Origin of the sequence: Bacillus tequilensis (assembly GCF_012225885.1) — a bacterium.
Classification (GTDB): domain Bacteria; phylum Bacillota; class Bacilli; order Bacillales; family Bacillaceae; genus Bacillus; species Bacillus tequilensis.
Genome location: NZ_CP048852.1, coordinates 3,305,178 through 3,322,744, shown reverse-complemented (window position 1 = coordinate 3,322,744; position 17,567 = coordinate 3,305,178). Strand labels below are relative to the sequence as shown.

17 protein-coding genes and 1 other annotated feature are annotated in these 17,567 nt (G+C 46.3%); of the genes, 14 read left to right on the top strand and 3 right to left on the bottom strand.

Going from position 1 to position 17,567, the window contains the following annotated elements:
- Window positions 1-7: 7 nt before the first annotated feature.
- Window positions 8-817, bottom strand: a complete 810-nt coding sequence (locus G4P54_RS17580) for an alpha/beta fold hydrolase (RefSeq protein ID WP_167873374.1) — start codon at window positions 815-817, stop codon at window positions 8-10.
- A gap of 286 nt (window positions 818-1,103) precedes the next feature.
- On the opposite strand from G4P54_RS17580, the gene G4P54_RS17575 reads away from it, so the two are divergent.
- The 11 genes from G4P54_RS17575 to G4P54_RS17525 all read left to right on the top strand — a co-directional run bounded on the left by G4P54_RS17575 (window position 1,104) and on the right by G4P54_RS17525 (window position 11,516).
- The gene (locus tag G4P54_RS17575; protein ID WP_081719762.1) at window positions 1,104-2,009 is read left to right on the top strand and encodes an ABC transporter ATP-binding protein; all 906 of its coding nucleotides are present in this window, start codon (window positions 1,104-1,106) and stop codon (window positions 2,007-2,009) included.
- On the top strand, window positions 2,010-2,747 hold the full coding sequence (locus G4P54_RS17570; protein WP_024713468.1) for an ABC transporter permease: 738 nt from the start codon (window positions 2,010-2,012) through the stop codon (window positions 2,745-2,747).
- 3 nt (window positions 2,748-2,750) lie between these two features.
- Complete coding sequence (locus G4P54_RS17565) at window positions 2,751-3,866, top strand: sensor histidine kinase (protein WP_167873373.1); 1,116 nt, start codon at window positions 2,751-2,753, stop codon at window positions 3,864-3,866.
- A 15-nt stretch (window positions 3,867-3,881) separates the two neighbouring features.
- Window positions 3,882-4,484 carry a two-component system response regulator YvfU gene (gene yvfU / locus G4P54_RS17560; protein ID WP_167873372.1) on the top strand — a complete coding sequence of 201 codons (603 nt, stop codon included), beginning with the start codon at window positions 3,882-3,884 and terminating at the stop codon, window positions 4,482-4,484.
- 118 nt (window positions 4,485-4,602) lie between these two features.
- Window positions 4,603-4,932, top strand: coding sequence for a PadR family transcriptional regulator (locus G4P54_RS17555; protein ID WP_167873371.1), 330 nt, complete (start codon window positions 4,603-4,605; stop codon window positions 4,930-4,932).
- Window positions 4,929-5,546: a DUF2812 domain-containing protein gene (locus G4P54_RS17550; protein WP_167873370.1), complete on the top strand. Its 618-nt coding sequence runs from the start codon at window positions 4,929-4,931 to the stop codon at window positions 5,544-5,546. The genes G4P54_RS17555 and G4P54_RS17550 overlap by 4 nt, the downstream gene beginning before the upstream one ends.
- Before the next feature lie 173 nt (window positions 5,547-5,719).
- Complete coding sequence (lutA, locus tag G4P54_RS17545) at window positions 5,720-6,436, top strand: lactate utilization iron-sulfur protein LutA (protein WP_167873369.1); 717 nt, start codon at window positions 5,720-5,722, stop codon at window positions 6,434-6,436.
- 27 nt (window positions 6,437-6,463) lie between these two features.
- Window positions 6,464-7,903, top strand: a complete 1,440-nt coding sequence (gene lutB / locus G4P54_RS17540; protein ID WP_024713474.1) for a lactate utilization iron-sulfur protein LutB — start codon at window positions 6,464-6,466, stop codon at window positions 7,901-7,903.
- Window positions 7,903-8,628, top strand: a complete 726-nt coding sequence (gene lutC / locus G4P54_RS17535; protein ID WP_024713475.1) for a lactate utilization protein LutC — start codon at window positions 7,903-7,905, stop codon at window positions 8,626-8,628. Before lutB ends, lutC begins: the two co-directional genes overlap by 1 nt.
- Window positions 8,629-8,734: 106 nt before the next feature.
- Window positions 8,735-9,769 carry a glycosyl hydrolase family 18 protein gene (locus G4P54_RS17530; RefSeq protein WP_167873368.1) on the top strand — a complete coding sequence of 345 codons (1,035 nt, stop codon included), beginning with the start codon at window positions 8,735-8,737 and terminating at the stop codon, window positions 9,767-9,769.
- A 97-nt stretch (window positions 9,770-9,866) separates the two neighbouring features.
- Window positions 9,867-10,102: a binding site (T-box leader), on the top strand.
- A 70-nt stretch (window positions 10,103-10,172) separates the two neighbouring features.
- Complete coding sequence (locus G4P54_RS17525; RefSeq protein ID WP_167873367.1) at window positions 10,173-11,516, top strand: amino acid permease; 1,344 nt, start codon at window positions 10,173-10,175, stop codon at window positions 11,514-11,516.
- A 40-nt stretch (window positions 11,517-11,556) separates the two neighbouring features.
- Here the strand turns inward: G4P54_RS17525 and G4P54_RS17520 are convergent, their stop codons facing one another.
- Window positions 11,557-12,474 carry a DMT family transporter gene (locus G4P54_RS17520; protein ID WP_167873366.1) on the bottom strand — a complete coding sequence of 306 codons (918 nt, stop codon included), beginning with the start codon at window positions 12,472-12,474 and terminating at the stop codon, window positions 11,557-11,559.
- Window positions 12,475-12,573: 99 nt separating this feature from the next.
- Between G4P54_RS17520 and G4P54_RS17515 the strand changes: the two genes are divergently transcribed.
- Window positions 12,574-13,452: a LysR family transcriptional regulator gene (locus G4P54_RS17515; protein WP_167873365.1), complete on the top strand. Its 879-nt coding sequence runs from the start codon at window positions 12,574-12,576 to the stop codon at window positions 13,450-13,452.
- A 158-nt stretch (window positions 13,453-13,610) separates the two neighbouring features.
- Window positions 13,611-14,621 (top strand): LLM class flavin-dependent oxidoreductase, encoded by a 1,011-nt coding sequence (locus G4P54_RS17510; RefSeq protein ID WP_024713480.1) that lies wholly within the window; start codon window positions 13,611-13,613, stop codon window positions 14,619-14,621.
- A 47-nt stretch (window positions 14,622-14,668) separates the two neighbouring features.
- Here G4P54_RS17510 and araR read toward each other — a convergent pair whose 3' ends face one another.
- Window positions 14,669-15,757 (bottom strand): arabinose utilization transcriptional regulator AraR, encoded by a 1,089-nt coding sequence (araR, locus tag G4P54_RS17505; protein WP_167873364.1) that lies wholly within the window; start codon window positions 15,755-15,757, stop codon window positions 14,669-14,671.
- Between the two features lie 203 nt (window positions 15,758-15,960).
- Between araR and araE the strand changes: the two genes are divergently transcribed.
- Entirely contained in the window at window positions 15,961-17,355 is a 1,395-nt protein-coding gene (gene araE, locus G4P54_RS17500; RefSeq protein WP_024713482.1) for an arabinose-proton symporter AraE, read from the top strand.
- Window positions 17,356-17,567 lie beyond the last annotated feature (212 nt).

The following is a 17,567-nucleotide window of genomic DNA, read 5'->3' as shown; positions in this document are numbered from 1 at the left end:
TCCTCTATTACACGTGCACTTTCAAATAATCGCCGATCAGCTGGATCGTCTCTTCAGGATGGCTCATGTGGGGGCAATGCCCGCGAGCCTCCATTTGTTTCAGTCTGCTATAAGGCAGATGCTTATGCACATATTCACCTACTGCTGCCGGTGCGATGATATCATCTGAGCATTGGAGAATAAGAGAGGGAACCGTTACCTTTGAAAGATTCTCCCGGTGGTCAGAAAAAAACGCGGCTTTTGCGAATCGGCGGGCAATCACAGGATCGGTAGAACAAAAACGGCTTTCAAGCTCTTCCTTGATGTCAGGCCGATCGGACTGATTCAGAACAGTTCCCGCAAATACAGTGGCCCAGCCTATGTAATTTTTCTCCATCATCTCCAGCAAGCCAAAGAGCTGCTCCTCTTCAAAACCTCCGTAATATTCAGGCGGATCATTTAAATAACAAGGAGAGGGGCCGACCATCACCAGATGAGAAAAAAGATCCGGGCGGCGGATGGAAGCCAGCATTCCAATCACAGCTCCGACAGAGTGCCCCACGAATACGGTTTTTTCCAGATCTAAAGCTTCACAAACATCAAGAACATCTTGGGCATAGCCATCAAGTGTCCGGTAACGATTCAGGTCATATGCGTGCAAATCTGAATGTCCCGAACCGACATAATCAAATAAAATGACTTGATGATCTTCTTCGAAGGCCGGCGCCACGGCGCTCCACACGCTTTGATCGCATCCAAAACCAGGTGCAAACATAATAGATGATGTGCCGCTGCCCTTCACCTTCACATGATTTCGTGACAAAATCGCTTCGTTCATGATTGGCTCCTTTCAGCCGGAAAGTAAAATAAAGTCCAGTATGTCTATCATAACACTCGGACTGTTTGAAGAGTGCATCTTTCTATGAAAGTAATAGCAGTTTAAAAGAAAAAGGAACATGCGGCATAGAAAAGCGGTTGAATTGGAAGATGCAGGGGGATGGATTGCCTGGGCGCATGCGGTGAGAAAAAATATGACATTTGTCACTCCATTATCATGACACCCCATACTAACAACAGCTCCTCCGGCATTTTACAATCAATGTAAGCGATCAGGAGGTGCTTATGTGATGAATGAGACAGTATCAGTAAGCAATGTGACAAAACAGTTCCAGCAAAAAACAGCTGTGAACAACATCAGCTTCAGCATGAAAAAAGGAGAAATTGCAGCCATTCTCGGACCGAATGGGGCAGGGAAGACGACCGTCATCTCTATGATATTAGGATTGCTGAAGCCGAGTGGGGGAGAAATCAAATTATTTAACCGGGCTCCGCATGATCAGCAGGTTCGCGAGCAAATAGGCGTGATGCTGCAGGAAGTGAGTGTCATGCCAGGTCTGAAGGTGAATGAAATTCTCGAACTCTTTCGAAGCTATTATCCGAATCCATTGTCCTTGAAAGAACTCGTTTCATTAACAGCTCTCACAACAGAAGACTTGAAAACAAGGGCAGAAAAATTATCAGGCGGACAAAAACGCCGTTTGAGCTTTGCTTTGGCTCTTGTCGGGAACCCGGAGCTGCTGATATTCGATGAACCGACAGTCGGGATGGATACATCATCAAGACATCGGTTCTGGCAGACCATTCATGGACTGGCAGACCAGGGGAAAACAATTATTTTTTCAACTCATTATTTACAGGAAGCAGATGATGCCGCACAGCGAATCTTATTTTTCGCTGACGGACAGCTTGTGGCAGACGGCTCGCCAATGCAGCTCCGCTCAAGGATTCAGAAACAGTCTGTTTCTTTTGCGCTCCGTGCAGAGGAATCGTTGGAGAATCTGTCCCGACACCCGGAAGTAGAGCAAGTCATCCGAGAGCATCAGAGAATCATCATCCAAACATCAAATACAGACAAAGTGTTAGCGCTGATCTTTCAAGAAAACATCCAAGCACGGGATATTCGAATTGAGCATGGAACGCTCGATGAGGCATTTCGCCGGCTGGCTGACGGAAAAAGGGAGGCGATGTGAGTGAACATGCTGCTGAAGCAAAGTGTAGCTGAAATGAAAAGGGTGCTTAGGAATAAGTATTTTGTGCTTTGGTCGCTGATGATGCCGATCGCTTTTTATTATTTCTTTACCAATGTAGTGAATACCAACGTTCCCGACCAACGTGAATGGGAAGCCCATTACTTAATGTCGATGACAGCCTTCAGCGTGATGGGTTCTTCTATCATGACGCTTGGCATCCGCATGGTTCAAGAACGGTCACAAGGCTGGACTGCCTTTATCCGTATTACGCCTCTTCCGGATCATATCTATTTATCAGCTCAGATGATCGGGCAAAGTGTGATTCACGTTTTATCCATTACCGTCATTTTTCTTTTCGGCGCAATTATTAATGACATTGCCTTGTCGCCGTTTGAATGGATCATGAGCGGGCTGTGGATTTTGTTTGGCGCATTGCCGTTTTTAGCATTAGGCACACTAATCGGCCTCATGAGAAAGGTAGAAACAGCGGCCGGAATCAGTAATGTGCTTTACATGCTTCTGGCTTTAGGCGGGGGCATGTGGATGCCGGTTGAGGTCATGCCTGACATGATGCAGAACATTGGCCGCTGGCTTCCGTCTTATCATTTCGGGAACGGGGCGTGGGAACTTGTTCGTGGCGGGAGTCCAACATGGAAAAATATTCTGGTTTTAATCGCTTATTTGCTACTCTTCATGCTACTATCTAAGTATATAAGAAGAAAACAAGAAGCGGTGTAATATATGAAAAAAGCAATATCTATTTTCCCGAAGCAATTCGGGTTTTTCCCTTATATCTTTCTGGTGTATATCATTATGCCGTTCCTCACTTTATTGAAAGAGTCAGGCATCAAACAGCTGATTGGATATAGCATGCTGGTCCTTTTCGTTGCGGCATATCGCCAATTGTTCAGCAGCTTGGGCAGAGGTTCGTTTACATATTGGCTCATCGTGCAAATGGCGGTTATTTTGATATACAGTCTGTTTTATGATATCAGCTATATATACTTAGGTTTTTTCCCAGCAAACTTTGTTGGTTATTACAAAGAGAAAACGAAGTTTAACCGTGCTTTCTGCGGTTTACTCTTCATGCTGCTGCTCCCTTGTCTGTACCGATTATTTGCGGATACGGTCTCCATTCGGGAGCTGTTCTCTATTCTTCCATTTCAGGTCATCATGCTGATTTCTCCATTCGGAATCCGTTCTATGTTTCGGAGAATAGAGCTTGAAACAAAGCTTGACCAAGCAAACGAACAGATAAAAGAACTCTCCAAAAGGGAGGAGCGCGTTCGAATCGCCCGTGACCTTCACGATACCCTCGGTCATACCCTGTCGCTTCTTACATTAAAAAGCCAGCTCATTCAGCGGCTGGCAGCATCTGATCCAGAGCGGACGAGGCTTGAGGCAAAAGAGATGGAAACAAGCTCGAGAGCCGCACTCAAGCAAGTTCGTGAGTTGGTTTCTGATATGAGAACGGTCACGATGACTGAGGAGCTTGCCAACATTCAGCACATATTAAGAGCGGGGAACATTACCTTTGAGTATGAAGGAGACGATGATTTTACAGCGATATCACCCGTCACGCAAAATATTATCAGCATGTGTATGCGGGAAGCCGTGACCAACATTATCAAGCATAGCAAAGCGACCCACTGCGCCATCAGCATTACTCAGTTTGTTGATAAAATGAGGATTGTGATACGAGATGACGGAAAGGGAGCTGCTAAGGAGAAAACGTTTGGCAATGGTCTGCGGGGCATGGAAGAACGGCTTATGCTTATTGAAGGCGGATTAACGCTTTCGGCTCATAAGGGAACGGTGGTGACGTTGACGATTCCGCTGATTAAAAAAGCAGAATGATGGGAGGACGAAAGAATGATTCGTCTGTTGATTGCTGAGGACCAGCGAATGCTTTTAGGCGCATTGGGGTCTCTGCTTGATTTAGAAGAGGATATGACAGTCATCGGACAGGCATTAAACGGGGAAGAAGCGCTAAAAGCCATTTTGAAGCTGGAGCCGGATGTATGCATCATGGACATTGAAATGCCGGTTCGAAGCGGGCTGGACGTGGCAGAGGAATTAATGCAAAAAGGCTGCGGCAGCAAGGTCATTATTTTAACGACCTTTGCCCGCCCCGGCTATTTTGAACGCGCCGTCAAAGCCGGCGTACACGGCTATCTGCTGAAAGACGGCGAGATTGACGATCTGGCCGCCGCCATTCGGAAGTGTGTAGAGGGAAAACGAGTTTTCAGCCCCGAGCTGACGTTTAACATGATTCGAGACGAAAATCCCCTCACCTTAAGAGAGCAAGAAATTCTCCGGCTGGCGGCATTAGGCAAGACAACAAAAGATATTACGCTGGAGCTCTATTTATCTCAAGGAACTGTCAGAAACTACATATCAGACATCATCCAAAAGCTCAATGCGAAAAATCGGACAGAAGCCGCAAGCATTGCTGAGGAAAAAGGGTGGATTTAATGAAAACCTGGCGATTTAGCCAGGTTTTTTGTATTTGTATGGATATTTATGGTTGCATTACTCAGTATCACTGTATATGATAGCGTTATACAGTGATACTGAGTATGGAGGCCGTGATATGAATGAAAATAAGCATTTGCCGCTGACTGAGACTGTTTACTATGTTCTTTTATCTTTGTTACATCCTGCTCACGGCTACATCATTATGAAAAATATTGAAGATCTTAGCGGCGGAAGAGTGAAAATGGCGCCCGGAACTCTTTATGGAGCAATCGAAAACTTATTGAAACATCAGTTGATTGAGCCCTATCCAAGTGAAGATCGCCGCAGAAAAACATATATCATCACTGAATTTGGAAGAAATGTGTTAAGGAAGGACATGGAGAGAATGGAGCAGCTGGTCGGCATAACGAGGCGGAAATTAAATAAAAAGGGGGAGGCCATATGAAGAAATACAGATATTTTATGGACATTGACAGTGAGGAACAATGGCTCAATAAGATGGCATATAAGGGGTGTGAATTAGAAGGGAGAGGGTTGTTATCCTATCGTTTTGCAGATGAAGCATCCTCTGACAACTCTACCATCAGAATTGACTATCGCACATTTACACATCCGGAGGATTTTACTGATTATCGGACTCTTTTTGAAGACAGCGGATGGAAGCATCTTTTCAGTTCACAAGGCCTGCATTATTTTAGAAAAGAGGATGCCAATGCATCAGACGATATTTTTTCTGATACAGAATCCAGAGCCGGAAGATATAAACGCCTGTTGCAATCATACTTTGCACTTTCTTTTCTATTTTTATCCTTCATTTTGATTCTCTATACTACCAAAGCTTTGACTATTGATTTATTTATCCGTCCTCAGAGTTTATATTATACGCCGGGTCTGTGGGATAAGACCGGAGCGGCTTTTATCAGAGCCTTTTTATTTGAAACACCTATTGCACTAATGAGAGGGGGAGCAGGCTGGATTGTTCTCTTTAGCGCTCTTAGCTTCTTTTATTTATTTATGAAAACATATAAAAAGTACAGAAAGTGCCTGTATGTCCAGTGAAAAAGGGTATAGTGCTATGAACGTCTGTCCAGTGAAACAGGCGTTTTTTATTGCGGATGTTTAGAAAAACCTTCCCTTTTATTGTCAGAATAGTGTACGATATTCATAGAGTTATTTTAAGTCAGGTCATCAGATGACCTGATCATATATTGGGGATAAGAGAGGGGTTCATCATGAAAGTCTCACTTTTTGTCACTTGTCTTGTTGATATGTTTCAAACAAATGTCGGAAAAGCAACGGTTGAGCTGCTGGAGCGGCTTGGGTGTGAGGTTGATTTTCCGGAAGGGCAAATTTGCTGCGGGCAGCCGGCTTACAACAGCGGCTATGTCCATGACGCCAAAAAAGCAATGAAACGGATGATCGAAACGTTTGAGGATTCCGAATATGTCGTCAGTCCTTCCGGCTCCTGCACGACAATGTTCAGGGAGTATCCGCACTTGTTTGCGGATGACCCGAAATGGGCAGACAAAGCGCAAAGGCTTGCCGATAAAACGTATGAACTGACGGATTTTATCGTAAATGTCCTTGGGGTCGAGGATGTCGGCGCGACCCTTCATACAAAAGCGACCTTGCATACGTCGTGCCATATGACAAGGCTGCTCGGGGTTCGGGAGGAGCCGATGAAACTTCTGAGCCATGTGAAGGGCTTAGAGTTTACAGCGCTTCCGGGCAAACATAACTGCTGCGGATTTGGAGGAACGTTCTCCGTCAAAATGGCGCAGATTTCTGAGCAGATGGTCGATGAAAAAGTCGCATGTGTCGAAGAAACGGGAGCAGAGGTGCTGATCGGTGCTGACTGCGGCTGTTTGATGAACATCGGGGGACGGCTTGACCGAAAAGACAAGAATGTCAAAGTGATGCACATCGCCGAAGTGCTCAACAGCAGATAAAACTGGATACAGAGGGGGAAAAGGATCATGGCGATGAAAATCGGTACTGACGCTTTTAAAGAGCGGGTATCACAGGGGATTGATAATGAATTTATGAGAGGTGCTGTTTTGGGGGCGCAGGAGCGTCTGCGGACACGGCGCCTTGAAGCGGCAGAAGAGCTGGGGAACTGGGAAGAGTGGCGCTCGCTATCAGAGGAAATCAGGCAGCACGTCCTTGACAACCTCGATTTCTATCTCGGTCAGCTTGCCGAAAATGTGGCGAAAAGAGGCGGGCATGTCTACTTCGCGGAAACATCGGAGGAGGCGTCTTCTTATATTCGCGATGTCATTCAAAAGCAGAACGGGAAGAAAATCGTAAAATCAAAATCTATGGTCACAGAGGAAATCAATCTGAATGAGGTGCTGGAGCAGGAAGGCTGCGAAGTCGTTGAAACCGACCTCGGCGAATATATTTTGCAGATTGATGATCATGATCCGCCGTCACATATCGTAGCGCCCGCCCTTCATAAAAATAAAGAGCAGATACGCGATGTGTTTACAGAAAGGCTCAACTATCAGCATACCGAAAAACCGGAAGAGCTTGTCATGCACGCGCGCGCCATCTTGCGGGAAAAGTTTCTGGAAGCGGATATCGGCATAACCGGCTGCAACTTCGCCATCGCTGACACGGGTTCTGTCAGCCTTGTGACCAATGAAGGAAATGGACGGCTTGTCAGCACCTTGCCGAAAACACAAATCACCGTCATGGGAATGGAGCGGATCGTCCCGTCATTTTCTGAATTTGAAGTGCTTGTCAGCATGCTGACAAGAAGCGCTGTCGGACAGCGGCTGACAAGTTATATTACGGCTTTGACAGGTCCAAAGCTGGAAGAGGAAGCGGACGGGCCGGAGGAATTCCATCTTGTCATCGTTGACAATGGCCGCTCCAACATTCTCGGAACGGAATTCCAATCTGTGCTGCAATGCATCCGCTGTGCCGCCTGTATCAATGTCTGCCCAGTATACCGCCATGTCGGCGGACACTCATACGGCTCCATCTATTCGGGACCGATCGGAGCAGTTTTATCGCCGCTGCTCGGGGGTTACGACGATTTTAAGGAACTGCCGTATGCGTCTTCACTGTGCGCTGCTTGTACAGAAGCTTGTCCGGTCAAAATTCCGCTGCATGAACTGCTTCTCAAGCATCGCCAGAACATCGTCGAAAAAGAAGGCAAAGCGCCGATCAGTGAAAAGCTTGCGATGAAAGCGTTCGGGCTTGGTGCATCCTCTTTGTCGCTTTACAAAATGGGCTCAAAATGGGCGCCGGCCGCCATGACGCCTTTTACAGAGGACGACAAAATTTCGAAAGGGCCCGGCCCGCTCAAAAGCTGGACGCAGATCCGCGACTTCCCGGCACCGCATAAATCGAGATTCAGAGACTGGTTTACAGATAGAGAAACAAGTGAACGCACGAAGGAGGAGAAGTGATGACGACGAAGGGAACCATTCAGAATCAGGAGAGCTTTTTAAACCGAATCGCATCACGCCTGGGCCGTGAAAGAAGAACAGGAGGCGTGGCAGTCCCTGAGTGGGCGCACCAGCCGCAGCATCAAACGCTTGCAGGATATTCAGCGGATGACTTAGTCACGGTGCTTAAAAACCATTGTGTCAAAATCCATACAGAGCTGATTGAAACGGATTCAACGGGCCTTTACGATGCCCTGCGCGAGCAAGTCAGCCGCTTTTCAGGAGGCCCTGTCATCATTCCGAAGGACCCCCGCTTTGAAGCATACGGTCTAAAAAGCCTGCTTACCAAGGACTGGCCGAACGATGGCACGCCGGTCTGGGAGTGGGATGCCGCCAAAGGGGAAGAAAATATCAAAAAAGCGGAGCAAGCCAATGTAGGGATTACATTCAGCGAGATCACACTGGCAGAGTCGGGGACAGTTGTCCTCTTTTCCTCGAAAGACATCGGCCGGTCTGTCAGCCTTCTGCCGACAACCTATATTGCGATTGTCCCGAAATCAAGCATCGTGCCGAGAATGACGCAAGCCAGTGATATCATCCGTCAAAACATTGCGGACGGCGTCACTGTTCCTTCATGCATCAACTACATTACCGGACCGAGCAACTCAGCCGACATCGAAATGGATTTAGTCGTCGGGGTGCACGGACCTGTAAAAGCCGCATATATTCTCGTCTCTGACCGCTGATCTCAGAAAGCCCGGCAGCATATGCCGGGTTTTTTGCTTGAAAAAACTTTAATTTCTGATATTTTCGCCGATGAGAAGAGTATGGCTTGAATAAGGAGGAAATGCGATGAAAAAGTGGCTGATCGCAGCGATTTCACTGGCGATTGCGATTGTTCTGTTTATGTATTCAAACGCAGAGGCGAAGGCAGCCGGCATGACATTAGGCTACACGACTGGTGATACGGCCTCGTACAATTCTCTTGCGAAATATCATACATACATGAATTCCATCGCCACAGATACGTTTGCGTTTGAAAAAAACGGACATATCATTGGCGATGCCCCAACTAAGCAGCTGACATATGCGAAGAAGACAAAAATCAAGACATGGGCCGTCATTTCTAACTATAATGACGCCATTTCCGATTTTGACGGAGATTTAGCGAGTCGAGTTATGAGTAATAAAACAGCGAAAAAACGTTTCACAGATCAGCTGATAGCACTGGCTAAAAAAAACTCATACTACGGTATCAATATCGATTTTGAAGCAGTGAATCCAGAAGACAGATCCAAATACTCACGCTTCATTCAGGATGTCTCACAGGCTTTGAAAAAGAAACAGATCAAAACAATGGTTTCGGTTCCCGCCAAAAGCGCCGATGATCAAAAAGATGACTGGAGCTGGCCGTATGATTATGCGAAAATCGGTAAATATGCGGATTACGTACAAGTCATGACTTACGACGAACACGGCATTTGGGGCGATCCGGGATCAGTGGCAAGCACAAGCTGGATCAAAAGCTCCCTGCAGTTTTCAGTCAAAAAAATCAAAGCCAATAAAGTCATTATGGGAATTCCCGCATATGGCTATGACTGGGATGTGAAAGACGGAAGCGGCAGTGCAGCGAGAGAATGGAATGAACTCAAATCTCTCATCAAAAAGCAGAAAGCAAAGCCGGCATTCCACAAAAAATCAGGTTCGATGACATTTTCCTACGTTGACAAAAAGAAGCATAAACATGTCGTGTGGTATGAAAACGAAAAAACCGTTCAAACGAAAAGCCATTTGGCAAAGCAATATAAAATAGCAGGTGTCTCAGTCTATGCATTAGGAAACGAGTCAGAGTCCTTTTGGAAAGCCATTCAAAAAGGGACAAAATAACAGATTCTTTTTTCTCTGAAGTTATTGACAGGGAAATGAGAAGCACGTATATTATGTTAATATATTCAGATCATAAAATTTAAGTTTTTCAGAAAACTAAAACACATAGATTGGGAGCAGTAAAAGAAAGTGATCAGAACAGAGAGCTGCGGGGTGGTGCGACGCAGCCTGATTCTTCTTTGAACTCGCCCGGGAGTGGTAAGACGGAACGGAATAGATTGAATATTCCCTATGTTTTAACGGATAACCTTCGTTACAGGTCAAAAGCTGGATTCTTCATGAAGAATCAACAAGAGTGGTACCGCGGTCAGCCAAAGGCTCGTCGTCTCTTTATCTATTAGATGTAGATAGGAGACGGCGGGCTTTTTTTGTTTTTGAAAACGAGAAGGAGAGGTAGAAGAGGATGAAAAAGGACAATCAGACGTTAAAGCGCACGATGACGTCCCGCCATATTATGATGATGGCGCTGGGCGGAGCAATCGGCGCAGGTTTATTTAAAGGGAGCAGCTCAGCGATCGATGTGGCAGGGCCATCTGTCATTATCGCTTACCTGCTTGGCGGAATTATTTTGCTGTTTATTATGCAGGGGCTCGCGGAAATGGCTGTGCGCAACCGTAATGCCAGAACCTTCCGTGACCTTGTCCAGCAGGTGTTAGGGAATTACGCCGCTTATTTTCTGGATTGGATATATTGGAAGATGTGGGTGCTTAATATTGCGGCTGAAGCTGTTGTAGCTGCGATTTTTATTCAATATTGGCTGCCGGGCTGCCCGATTTGGGTGCTGGCATTGGGGATTTCTCTCGTCGTCACGATTGTGAACTTGCTTTCTGTTAAGATCTTCGCCGAAACCGAATATTGGCTGGCCATGATCAAGATTACCGTTATTATTGTCTTTATTATTTTAGGATTATTGCTTTTATTCGTCTCATTCGGTGATCACACAGCTGCCGGATTTTCGAACCTGACAGAGCACGGCGGATTTTTCCCGCACGGCGGCACAGGGCTGATTACGGCAATGCTTGTCGTCATCTACTCTTACGGCGGTACAGAAATTATCGGTGTGACACTTGCCGAAACAAAGAATCCGGAGAAGGTTGTCCCGAAAGCTGTCCGCAGCACACTGACACGGATTGTCGCGTTCTATCTGCTGCCGTTTTTCATCATCGTCAGCCTGATTCCATGGAATCAAGTCAATTCCGTTCCGGAAAGTCCTTTCGTGATGGTCTTTAAAATGGTTGGCATTCCGGGCGCGGATCATATCATGAATGCAGTCATCCTTTTGGCGATCATTTCTTCGATGAACTCAGGTTTATACGGATCATCACGCATTTTATATACACAGGCAACCGACGGAAGACTTCCGAAAATCTTTTCGAAGCTTTCATCGAAAAACGTGCCGATGTTTGCAATTCTGATGTGCACTTCCTCTCTCTATATTGGCGTATTGATTTCTCTGTTCGCAGGGAGCCAAACGTTTAATTACTTAATGGGATCATTGGGATATACCGTTTTATTCATTTGGCTGATCATCGGGCTCGCCCATTTGAAATCGAGAAAACAGCAAACAGAAACACCGGCTTATTATGTAAAATGGTTCCCGTACACAACATGGTTTGCGGTACTGGCATTACTCGCCATTTTGATCGGGGTCATCATGACAACGTCAATAGTCATTACGCTCATCACTGCGGCAATCTATCTTTTCATTACAGTGGCATATCTGGTCAAAGGACGCAGGTATCAGTAAATAAGAAACCCTCTTGCCGCATTCGGCAAGAGGGTTTTTATTATTGTGCGGCCTTCTCCTTTACACCGATTGCCGCGGCTTTCTGTGCTTTCGATTTCGAATTCACGAGGCAGATGCTCGTTACAATCAGCAGCAGACCCGCCAGGAGGCTAAGGGTGAGTGGTTCATGCAGGAAAATGGAGCTGGCTATAATCGATATGAGCGGAATCAAAAAAGTGTAGGATGCAACCTTGCTTGCTTCTCCTGAACCGACAAGCGTAAAAAAGACAAGCCAGCCGAGCGCGATAACGAATACAGAGATGAACAGCAGGCTCTCGATAAAAGGAGCTGTCCATTGGATCGCGGAAAAGCTTTCTGTCCAAAAGCCGGATATCAGCAGAAACACGCTTCCGATCGTCAGCTGCAAGGCGACCATCCAAATGGAATCGACACGGCTGCCTGTTTTTTTCATATATACCGTTCCGAGCGCCCAACTGATTGCGGAACCGAGAGCGAGCAGAACCCCAATGACAGAAATATGTCCGCCAAAGCCCGCGGCACTAATGACCGCTACACCTGCAAAACCGAGGATCAGCCCGATCACTTTCATCGCAAACATCGATTCGCCGAGCCACAGCCAAGAAAACACACCCATCAGCACCGGCTGAAAGAAGACGATAGCGGAAAACAAGCCGGCTGGAAGATAATTCAGCCCGATCGTTTGCAGACCATAGAATAATGTAATATTTAAAATCGCAGAAACAAGATAAATCGGCCATGTTTCTTTTAAGCGCAATTTATGAATACGCGGCAGTGCGACAATGACTAATAAAAGTCCGCCGATCAGCGTCCGGATGCCCGCGAACAACAATGGAGGCGAATAGGCGAGCGCTGCTTTCGACAGCGGCCAATTGACGCCCCACATGATGACGAGAAAGGCGAGCAGGAGCGCTGTCCGCGTTTTTGAGAGCTGGTTCACTTTTCGATCACTCCTTGTAGAACGTTTCCATCATATGATACGGTAGAATATAAGATAAATAAAATGAATCTTTTTTATAAGGAGCATAAGTAAATTGTTATGACCATTACACAATTAAGGGTTTTCGTAAAAATAGCTGAAACGGGGAGCTTTACAAAAGCGGGGCAGGCGCTGAACATGACGCAGCCGGCTGTCAGCCATGCGATTTCTGCCATTGAAGCAGAGCTTGATGTGAAGCTGATCATCCGTGATCGCCGCAATGGCCTGATGCTGACCGAGACAGGAAAAAAGGTGCTAGTCCACATCAGGGAAGTTTTAAAAGGCGTTGAAAAAGTTGAACAAGTCGCGGCCGCGGAAAAAGGCTTTGAATTGGGAACGATCCATATCGGCACATTCTCAACTGCCTCGGCTTATTTTATGCCGAAGCTGATCAGTGAGTTTAAACAAAAATATCCGAAACTGGAGCTCGTACTGCATGAGGGAACCGTAAATGAAGTCAAGGAGTGGCTTCACACGCGGATGATAGATGTCGGCATTCTTCTGTATCCATCAGAGGAGATGGAGTACATTCATCTGAAAAAAGATAAAATGGCCGTCGTGCTCAGAGATGATCACCCGCTTTGCAGCCGTTCAGCCATTACGCTGAAAGATCTCGATCATGAACCGATAATCGTCTGTGACGGCGGCTATGAATCACCTTTTCACGATATGTTCAGGCAGGCGGGCGCTACGCTGAACGACGCTTTTACAGTCTATAACATGAACACCTCGATCAATATGATCAGAGAAGGCTTGGGGCTGGCGATTTTATCAGAAATGTCCATGTCGGGCATGCCGCTGCCGGAGCATGTGGTGACGCGGGATCTGGACCCGCAGGTATATCGCGATGTGCAGCTTGCTGTTCCGTCGCTGAAGGAGGCTTCTCTGGCGGCTAAGCTTTTTATTGAGATGGCGCAGGAGCTGTTTGGGGCAGAATAACGGTATGAAACTGTTCGTTTTTATATTGTTCGAATTTCATCGAATCAAATTCTTTTATTCCTGAATGCGGTTGTGTTATGGTGTGAGAGAAGTCCTTTCGATCATGACTTGACAGCTTGAGGCTGTTTACTGATAACACATTTACAAAGGAGAAAAACATGTCTACTCAACAACGCAAAGATACCTTGCTTTCTGTCTTGAATTTATCTCCTGTTGTTCAGGGAGGAACGATTGCGGAATCATTCCGAAACAGTATGGACTTGGCACGCCGTGCGGAGGAATGGGGCTATCATCGCTACTGGCTTGCTGAGCATCATAATATAGAAGGTGTCGCAAGCTCAGCCACTGCGGTTTTGATCGGCCATATTGCCGGCGGTACAAAAAAAATCCGCGTCGGTTCCGGCGGCATTATGCTCCCGAACCACTCTTCATTAGTAATTGCTGAACAATTCGGCACGCTGGAAACGCTGTATCCCGGACGGATTGATCTGGGGCTCGGACGTGCGCCGGGAACGGACCAATTGACAGCAAGAGCGCTCCGCAGAAACATTAGCAGCGGTGAAGATTTTCCGGAACAATTAGAGGAACTGCGCCATTACTTTAAACCGTCGGGAAATGTGCGCAATCAAGTCCGCGCCATACCGGGAGAGGGGATAGATGTGCCGATTTGGCTGCTGGGCTCAAGCGGCTTCAGCGCCCGTCTGGCAGGCGAACTTGGTCTTCCGTTTGCGTTCGCGGCCCATTTCTCACCGGCGAATACGGTTCCCGCTTTGGAGCTGTACCGCAACTCCTTTACGCCGTCAGACGTGCTCGACGAACCGTATGCAATGGTCGGCGTCACCATTATCGCGGCAGATACAAACGAGAAAGCGCAACACCTTGCGACGTCGCATTATCAAAGATTTCTTGACCTTGTGCGCGGCACGCCGAACCAGCTTAAGCCGCCTGTTGAGGACATGGACCAAATCTGGAGCCCGTATGAAAAAGCGATGGTCAATGAGCAGCTGAGCTCCACGATCGTCGGGGGTCCTGAAGAGGTGAAGGCGAAGCTCGAAGACTTTGTCAAAACAACGCAGGCTGATGAAATTATGGTCAACTCAGAAACCTTTGAACATGCAGACAGAATGCGTTCGTTTGAAATCATCGCTGACGTTTGGAAAAACAGATAACAGCTATAAAAAAAGCAATGTAACGGGGAGACCCATACATTGCTTTTTTATTCATGCAGTTTTCTGGCTGATTGCCGAATGATCAGCTCAGGCTCAAATACGACATCCTCTTGCTTTGGCTTTTTATGCTCGAGGCAGTCAATGACATATTTTGCAGCTGCTTTTCCGAGCGCGGATTTCGGATGCTGGACAGAGGTTAATTTCACCTCAGAGATTTGGGCGAAATGCGAATCATCATACCCGACGATAGACATATCCTCCGGCACTTTGACATCCATCTCCCGCAGCATATCAATCACCTTCAGCGCAATTTCATCATTATAACAAAGAATGGCTGTCGGCATATGCTTGCTGTTTTTCTCAAGTGTGGCCTTCACTTTCTCCAGCAGCCTTGATTCTTTTTCCTCCGTCGTAAACGTCACGATCATATCCGGAGAAGGAAGCAATCCACGCTCCCGGTGCGCCTGTATAAATCCGTTCATCCGTTTCACGCCTTGTGTGTCATCAGCTTTAAAAATACCCATCGTATGCGTGTGGCCGAGAGACAGCAAATGCTCCGCCGCCATCATGCCGCCTTTTACATCATCCAAGGTAAAACTCGGTGCTGCAAGCTCAGCGTAGGACGCGTTAATCATCGCAAACGGAATGCCGTTTTTCTCCAAATTCAAATAATAGCCGATATTCGGCGTTTGCAGGGCGCTTTTTGTCGGCTCCACGATGAGTCCGTCAATATGCTGGGAAAGCAGATTTTCTAAACCTCTTCGTTCATTGTCCGGGTTGTTGTTTGTGCTTGTCAAAAGCATGGAATATCCCTGCTCGCTTAAATAAGATTCGATTCCTCTAATGATGCTCGGGAAAATATAGTCTGATATGTAGGTTGTCAGAACACCGATCGTTTTATTGGAATGCAGCGCTGACTTAGCAGAGCGTGAAGCGACAAAGGTTCCTCCGCCTTGCACACTGTATAAGAGACCCTGTGAGACGAGGTCTCCGATCGCTTTGCGAATGGTATGCCGGCTGACGCCGAATTGCTGCATTAATTCGTTTTCGGTAGGGATCTTTTGGTCGGGCAGTATTTTACCTTGATTAATCCATGAACTGATTGCTTCTTTTACTTGAGCGTATTTTGGTAACATATTTATTCCTCCAAAATGTATACGGACAAATTTTAGTATATCACAGCGTTCTTTGTAAGAAAACATTGACAGAAAATGCAAACAGGATTATCCTATATTTGTACGTACTAATTAAATGGAATTTTCGTTAAATTTTAATATAAGTACGTACAATTGAAAGGATAAATGTAAACGCTTTACTCTACATTCGGGAGGGCAGGGAAATGAAGAATACTCCAACTCAATTAGAACCAAATGTTCCTGTAACAAGAAGCCATTCGATGGGATTTGTTATTTTGATCTCATGCGCGGCGGGACTTGGCGGCTTACTGTACGGCTATGACACGGCAGTGATTTCGGGCGCCATCGGTTTTCTAAAGGATTTATACAGCCTGAGTCCGTTTATGGAAGGCCTCGTGATTTCCAGCATTATGATCGGAGGAGTGGCGGGCGTCGGGATATCCGGATTTTTAAGTGACAGGTTCGGCCGGAGAAAAATTTTAATGACCGCCGCTTTGTTATTTGCAATATCAGCAGTCGTTTCAGCGATTTCTCAAGACGTCTCCACCTTAATCATTGCAAGGATTATCGGAGGCCTCGGGATCGGGATGGGCTCCTCGCTCTCTGTAACGTATATTACGGAAGCGGCGCCGCCTGCCATACGGGGAAGCCTTTCTTCCTTATATCAGCTTTTTACGATATTGGGCATTTCCGCAACGTACTTTATTAATCTCGCTGTGCAGCGGTCTGGAACTTACGAATGGGGTGTGCACACCGGCTGGAGATGGATGCTTGCTTATGGAATGGTGCCGGCCGTCATCTTTTTCCTTGTCCTGCTCGTTGTTCCGGAAAGTCCGAGGTGGCTGGCGAAAGCGGGCAAAACAAAAGAAGCGCTCAAGATACTGACACGTATTAATGGAGAAACTGTCGCAAAAGAAGAGTTAAAGAACATAGAGAACTCTTTAAAAATAGAACAAATGGGATCGCTCTCCCAGCTGTTCAAGCCGGGTCTCAGAAAGGCGCTCGTCATTGGAATCCTGCTGGCGCTGTTTAACCAAGTCATCGGCATGAACGCCATTACTTACTACGGGCCGGAAATTTTTAAAATGATGGGATACGGGCAAAATGCCGGATTTGTGACAACCTGTATCGTAGGTGTTGTAGAAGTCATTTTTACGGTCATTGCGGTTTTGCTGATTGATAAAGTCGGACGAAAAAAACTGATGTCCATCGGTTCTGCTTTTATGGCTATTTTTATGATTCTAATCGGAACGTCGTTTTATTTTCATTTAACCAGCGGGATCATGCTGATCGTCCTTATATTAGGATTTGTCGCTGCCTTCTGTGTATCGGTCGGGCCGATCACATGGATTATGATTTCTGAAATCTTCCCGAACCATCTTCGGGCGAGAGCCGCAGGGATTGCGACCATTTTCTTATGGGGAGCAAACTGGGCGATTGGACAGTTTGTTCCTATGATGATTGATTCTTTCGGGCTTGCCTATACATTCTGGATTTTTGCGGTGATTAACATCCTTTGCTTCCTGTTTGTCGTTACGATCTGCCCGGAAACAAAGAATAAATCGCTCGAAGAAATTGAAAAGCTTTGGATAAAATGAAAACGCTTTAAATTAACAGCCCTTCGAATAGTAAGGGCTGTTATTGCTGGGATGCACCTTTTGGCGTTTTCTGTATAAGATATAGATATAGGGAAAAATAATGCTGGATAAAACGCTGCGGTGTGAAAACTCTGCGAATATTGTCGATGAATTGGCTCTTAACAGTTGAATAAACAATTCCAGCCTGTTAAAATAATTAAAGAAAGCAGAAA